This window comes from Corallococcus aberystwythensis, from assembly GCF_003612165.1.
In the GTDB taxonomy this organism is placed as follows: Bacteria; Myxococcota; Myxococcia; order Myxococcales; family Myxococcaceae; genus Corallococcus; species Corallococcus aberystwythensis.
Map to the genome: position 1 here is coordinate 1 of NZ_RAWK01000436.1, position 5076 is coordinate 5076.

3 protein-coding genes are annotated in these 5076 nt (G+C 72.6%); all 3 read left to right on the top strand.

Annotated elements, in window-relative coordinates; genetic code table 11:
• Nucleotides 1-131 precede the first annotated feature (131 nt).
• Complete coding sequence (locus tag D7W81_RS39755; RefSeq protein ID WP_120560533.1) at nt 132-1796, top strand: adenylate/guanylate cyclase domain-containing protein; 1665 nt, start codon at nt 132-134, stop codon at nt 1794-1796.
• Nucleotides 1797-1813: 17 nt separating this feature from the next.
• Nucleotides 1814-4162: a serine/threonine-protein kinase gene (locus D7W81_RS39760; protein WP_120560535.1), complete on the top strand. Its 2349-nt coding sequence runs from the start codon at nt 1814-1816 to the stop codon at nt 4160-4162.
• Nucleotides 4163-4273: 111 nt separating this feature from the next.
• The coding region (locus tag D7W81_RS39765) for a hypothetical protein (RefSeq protein ID WP_120560534.1) at nt 4274-5076 on the top strand (803 nt) is incomplete at its 3' end.

The window sequence follows — 5076 nt, forward strand, 5'->3', positions numbered from 1 at the left end:
ATGAGCGGCCGGGTGGGAGCGGGGACTGACCGGCCGTGCAGGGCGGCGGCGGTCCGTCCGTGGGGCAGCGTCGCGAGCGTTCCTTTGGGGCGGAAGGCTCTGGTAGTGTCCGGGCCGGTGAGGATTCGCGCGTGAACCAGGCACCCGCCCCATTCCCGCCCAGGTCCGGGTCGCACCCGCGCGGGCCGCACCTGACGGGGCGGTTCGCGGACGGGACGCTGGGGGAGTTTCCCCTGGGCGCGACCACGTCGCTCGGCCGCCACCCGTCCAACACGCTGCGGCTGGTGGACCGGGAGGTCTCCAAGGAGCACGCCACCATCGAGAAGGTGGGGCGCGACTTCGTCCTGCGCGACCTGAACTCGTCCAACGGCACCTTCGTCAACGGGCGCCGGGTGACGGGGGAGATGCGCCTCAAGGACGGGGATGAGATCGCCCTGGGCTCCTCCCGGCTCGTCTTCCACAGCGGGGAGGCGCTGCCGGCCAACCCGCCCACGCTGCCGGGCGTGACGGTGGTGGCCAACGCCGTCTCCATGCCGGCCTTCCTGGCGCAGATGGACCAGGTGCCGCAGAACTTCCGCCCGGCGGAACAGGTGACGGACACCGCCGCGCTGCGCCGGGACTACGAGAAGCTGAGAATCGCCCATGAGTTCCACCGGCAGGTGAGCCTCAAGGGCAACCAGGCCGACCTGTTCGAGCAGATCCTCAAGGTGGCCTTCGAGCTGCTCGCGGCCGACCACGGCGTCATCCTGAAGGTGGGCCCGGAGGGGGAGTTCATCCCAGCCGCGGTGCACCACCGGCAGGGCAAGCAGGTGAACGTCATGCTGTCGGACACCGTGCTCAAGCGCGTGGTGGAGACGGGCAAGGCGGTGCTCACGGCGGACGCCATCATCGACGAGCGCTTCTCCGCCGCGGAGAGCATCGTGGCGCAGGGCATCCGCTCCGCCATGGCCGTGCCGCTGCTGGTGAACGGCGACATCATGGCGGTGCTGTTCCTGGACAGCCGCCAGCAGATCAACGCCTTCTCGGAGAAGGACCTGACCATCCTCTCCGGCATCGCCGCGCAGGCGGGCATCGCGCTGGAGAACGCGGCGCTGGCGGAGCAGATCCGCAACGAGGCGGTGACGCGCGCGGAGCTGTCGCGCTTCCTGTCCAAGGCGGTGGCGGACGCGGTGATCAACGGCGGCACGGAGGACCTGCGCCAGAGCCGGCTCGCGGAGGTGAGCTGCCTGTTCGCGGACATCCGGGGCTTCACCACCCTGGCGGAGAGCGACTCGCCGCAGGAGGTGGTGTCGATGCTCAACAGCTTCTTCACCGCCATGGCGGACGTGGTGTTCCGCTACGAGGGCAACCTGGACAAGTTCATCGGGGACTGCGTGATGGCGGTGTGGGGTCCGCCGTCGTCGCACCCGGATGATCCGGCCCGGGCCCTGAGGGCCGCGCTGGAGATGCAGGACGCCGTCACGGAGCTCAACCGGCAGCGCGTGCTGGACGGCAAGAAGCCCATTGAAGTGGGCATCGGCGTCAACACCGGCCAGGCCGTCGTGGGCTACATGGGCAGCGCGGAGCGGCACGAGTTCACCGCCATCGGCGACACCGTGAACACCGCGTCGCGGCTGTGCGGCATCGCCCGGAGCGGGGAGGTGCTCGCGTCGGAGGTGACGGTGCGCAAGTCCGGGCCCGGCTTCGACGTGGAGGAGCTGCCGATGCTCCAGGTGAAGGGCAAGGAGAAGGGCGTGCAGACCTTCCGCGTGCACGGCGCGGAGCTGACCACCTCCACCTCCCGCAAGGTGCGCTGACGGTGCGCCCCTCGTCCATGACGACGACCCAGTCGTGCCCCAACTGCGGCACGGTGCACGACACCCGGGTGTACGTGAGCGGCCAGAAGGTCACGTGCCGCTGCGGCATCCGGTTCGAGGTGCGGCGCGCGGACGTGTCCGGCATCCACCGCCCGGGCGAGCCGTCCGGCATCCGTCCGGCCATGAATGCCGACGAGCCAGCAGGCGTCGCGGTGACGTTCGTGCCGCGCGCGGCGGAGATTCCGCGACAATCAGCGTTACCTTCTTCCGCTCCCGGTGTTGGAGCGGAGGGGGAGGACGCGGTGGGACAGGAGATGAGGGCCGGCTCCGTCCCAGGGGGCAGTGAGATGATCAACCCGCGACCGGATGGCGTGGGGAAGGTGGACGAGGGCGAGGTTCCCGCAGGCGTGGTTCCGGCCGCCGCGGAGGGCCGCAACGCGCCTTCTTCCGGAGTGGCATTGCCCGCGGCGGCCCCAGGAGCCCAGGCGCTGGAGCCGGGGCTGGCTCCGGAGCTGGAGAACGGGGCCACGCTGGTGCGCGCGGAGACGCCCGGGGTGAAGGCCCCCAGGGCGCCGGTGAACACGGGCCTGCGCGCCATCGAGAACGCGGAGACGATGCTGACGGGCGCGAAGCCCGAGCTGCCGGGCCTGGAGCTCCTGGAGGTGCTGGGGCGCGGCGGCATGGGCGAGGTGTGGCTCGCGCGCCAGCGCTCCCTGGGCCGCACGGTGGCGGTGAAGGTGCTGCCGCCCCGGCTGGCGAAGGACGGGGAGTTCGTGTCGCGCTTCGACAAGGAGGCGACCGCGCTCGCGGCCCTGAGCCACCCGAACATCGTGCAGATCATCGACCGGGGCGTGCAGGGCGAGCACTACTACTTCGTCATGGAGTACGTGGAGGGGCAGTCGCTGCGCCACGCGCTGAGCGGCCGGGACCCGCTCACGCCCGCGCAGGCGCTGAAGGTGCTGGTCCAGGTGGCGCGCGCCGTGGAGTGCGCGCACGCCAAGAACATCATCCACCGCGACCTGAAGCCGGAGAACATCCTGCTGGACGGGCGGATGCACGCGAAGGTGGCGGACTTCGGCCTGGCGGGCATCCGCGAGCCGGATTCGGAGAAGCACCTCACCGCGACGGCGGTGGCCATGGGCACGCTCAACTACATGGCCCCGGAGCAGCGCCGGGACGCGAAGAACGTGGACGGCAGGGCGGACCTCTTCTCCCTGGGCGTGATGATGTACGAGGCGCTCACGGGCGAGCTGCCCGTGGGCCGCTTCAAGCTGCCCTCGGAGCGCGTGCGCGGCCTGGACCCGCGCCTGGATCCGGTGGTGGAGAAGCTGCTGGAGACGGACCGCGAGGCCCGCTACGCCACCGCCACGGAGGTGTGCGAGGCGCTGGAAGCGCTGGTGTCCGCGTCGTCGTCGCCGCACGTGGCGCCCGCGTCGGCGCTGGCGCGCGCGCAGCCCTCGCACGTGGCCTCCATGAAGGCCATCACCGCCCCGGAGGCCGCCATGCTGGAGGCGCTCCACGCGGGCTGGGGCCGGGTGCGCACCGGCCTGTCCATCGTGGGCGGCCTGGCCGTGCTGGGCTTCGCGGTGCGCGCCTTCGTGGGCTTCGGGGGGCTGACCGCCCTGACGCCGGCCCCGCCGCCCCCGGTGCTGCACTTCCCGGCCAACACGGAAGCGGAGGTGTTCACCGGGTTGAAGCTCACGCCTCCCGTGGCCGGCTCCGACGACACCACGCTGGAGCTGGGCTTCGGGCCGGGCGAGGAGGAGATCAACGTCCACAGCGGCACCTGGACCCTGGACCAGGGCGAGCTGCGCGCCGTGCAGGCCGGCCGGGAGGCGGACGGCAAGCTGGTGCCACGCGCGTACCTGGCGCACCGCTACTTCACCAGCGACGACTTCACGGCCGAGGTGCTGATGGACGTGAGGGCGCTGGGCAAGGAGTGGTCGGTGGAGGAGGACGGGCAGCACTTCGGCGAGCTGGCGTTCCGCATCCGCGACGTGCAGGTGTCCGTCTTCGCCATCCCCGACGCGGGCATGCGCCTGTCGTGGCGCTACTTCTCCCCGGACGACGGGCACGAGGTGGTGGGCAACAGCGCGGAGGACACCAAGAACCTCGTCCAGGACGAGATGCCGGTGCCCCGCCAGGGCCCCTTCCTGGTGAAGCTCCAGCTCAAGCGGCTGAAGAGCGGCGTGCGGGTGGACGCGTTCCTCAACAAGAAGCTCTTCGCCTCCAAGGTGCTGCCGGGCTTCGAGGGCCGCGTGGGCAAGCTGGCCCTGGGCTGCCGCAACCTCCAGTGCACCTTCGACGACCTGAAGGTCGTGGGGCCGCTGCAGGAGCGCCCCCCTCGCCGCACCACCAACGAGTAGTCCCGGCGCTCCGCGCGGGGCGGGACTTGCCGCCCCCTCCACCCAGCCGCATCTTGCTCCCGCCGGGCTCCGCCTTCGCGGGGCCGTCCGGCACGCGGGCGGGGGTGGGGCATGGGCGTGGACCTGGACCTGGGGCGCGTGCTCCTGCTGCCGCTCTGTGGCGTGGGGCTGGCCCTGCTGCTCTGGGCGACCTTCACCCTGGGGCGCACGCCCGCCGGCTCGCGGCCCCGCTGGATGCTCGCGGGCTTCGGGGCGCTGGCCCTGGGGCTGGTGCTCTTCGTCCCGTGGATGCGCGGGGTGGCCCTGGTGCCCGTGTCGCCGGACGTGCTGGTGAAGGCGCTGGGCGGCGTGCTGCTGGTGCTGGCCGCGGGCGTGTCCGCCCGGGGGGCCCGGGTGCGCCTGCGGGCGGATGCGCTGCGGGGCGCCGCGCCCGTGCCCCTGGATGAAGCGGTGGCGGACCTGCGCGCGGGGCGGCCTCCGGGCTTTGGCGTGTACCGGGGCCGGCTGGAGTCCCTGGACACGCTGACGTCACCGGGCGGCGTGCCGTGCGCCTTCTACGACGCGGCGGTGCACGCGGTGGGGGCGCATGGCCGCAAGGGGCCGCTCTTGTCGCGCGAGCGCGCGTACACGCCGGTGCTGCTCTTGAAGGGCGAGCACACGCGGGCGGCGGTGGGCTTCGCGCCGTCCGCGCTGCTGGCGCCGATGGAGGTGCGCCGGTGTGCGGCGCCTCCAGCGCTCACCCGGGCGGAGCTGTTGGGAGAGCCCGCGCAGGCGCTGTCCTGGGAGCGCGTGGGCGTCCCGGGGGAGGCGTGCCTGGTGGTGGGGGAGCTTCGGCGCGGGTCCCGCGACGGCACCTACGAGCTGCGTGGGCGCGGCGGGCGTCCGGCGCTGGTGGTGCTGGGGGAGGGGGCCGC

What these genes read in the sequence shown, in the direction of transcription:
- D7W81_RS39760 (WP_120560535.1), top strand. Translation starts at nt 1,814, where the DNA reads ATGACGACGACCCAGTCGTGCCCCAACTGCGGCACGGTGCACGACACC.